Genomic DNA, 756 nt, shown 5'->3' on the forward strand with positions numbered 1-756 from the left:
TCGCTGCCAGCTGCTTGCTCAGCTCTGCGATTTGGTATCGGATACCACTCCATGCCTGCAGCATTGGCACAACAATGCGCGCCAGCTTTTCTTCACCCCGCAGAAGGTCGCGAACGTTGCGTTCGAACACGCTTCCGGCGCCCTTGGGCACGACAAGGCCGAACGTCTTCATCAATCCACGGATTTGATTGGATATCTGCAAACGCATCTTAAGAAGTTGGCGCCGCGCGGTGATCAGCGTGCGGATCAGCATGCTGTCGAAACCTTTGACGCGGACCTCTCGGTAGAAGCCGACCTCGGCCAGATGTGCCAGGCCATCGGCATCGTTCGCATCGGTCTTGTTCGCGGCCATGTCGAGCGCGGCTTTGGCATGCCGCGCGTCGATGCAGATCACCGGCAGGCCCTCTGCCGTCAACGCATGGTAGAACCACACCGACAGCGGCCCCGTTTCGAACACAACCCGCCGGACATGCGGTGCGCGCTTGCGGATCACCGCCGCAAGCAGTTGCGGATCGGATGCGCACTTGCCCCGCCAAATCCTCTTACCGTTCTGCCGGATCGATATTGCCGTCTCTTTCATGGATACGTCGAGGCCGATATAGTGTTCCATGGCTGTCCTCCGTTCGGTGGCTGGGCCCGGTGTCGATCGAGAGCCCGTTCTTCATCCTATCGGAGGACAGCCAGCCGGCCAGATGTTCGAACATCGCCGCCACATCTCAGGTGGCCACCGCTTCCGCGATTACTTCATGTTCGTTC

Annotated in this window: 1 protein-coding gene; it reads right to left on the bottom strand. The window is 59.9% G+C overall.

Annotation, left to right across the window (positions count from 1 at the left end; all coding sequences use genetic code 11):
* Nucleotides 1-610: IS110 family transposase (locus NKH60_RS35015; protein WP_352852298.1), on the bottom strand; the 610-nt coding region annotated here is incomplete at its 3' end.
* Between the last annotated feature and the right edge of the window lie 146 nt (nt 611-756).

The sequence above is a fragment of the Mesorhizobium sp. M1006 genome (assembly GCF_040318825.1).
Taxonomy (GTDB): Bacteria; Pseudomonadota; Alphaproteobacteria; order Rhizobiales; family Rhizobiaceae; genus Mesorhizobium.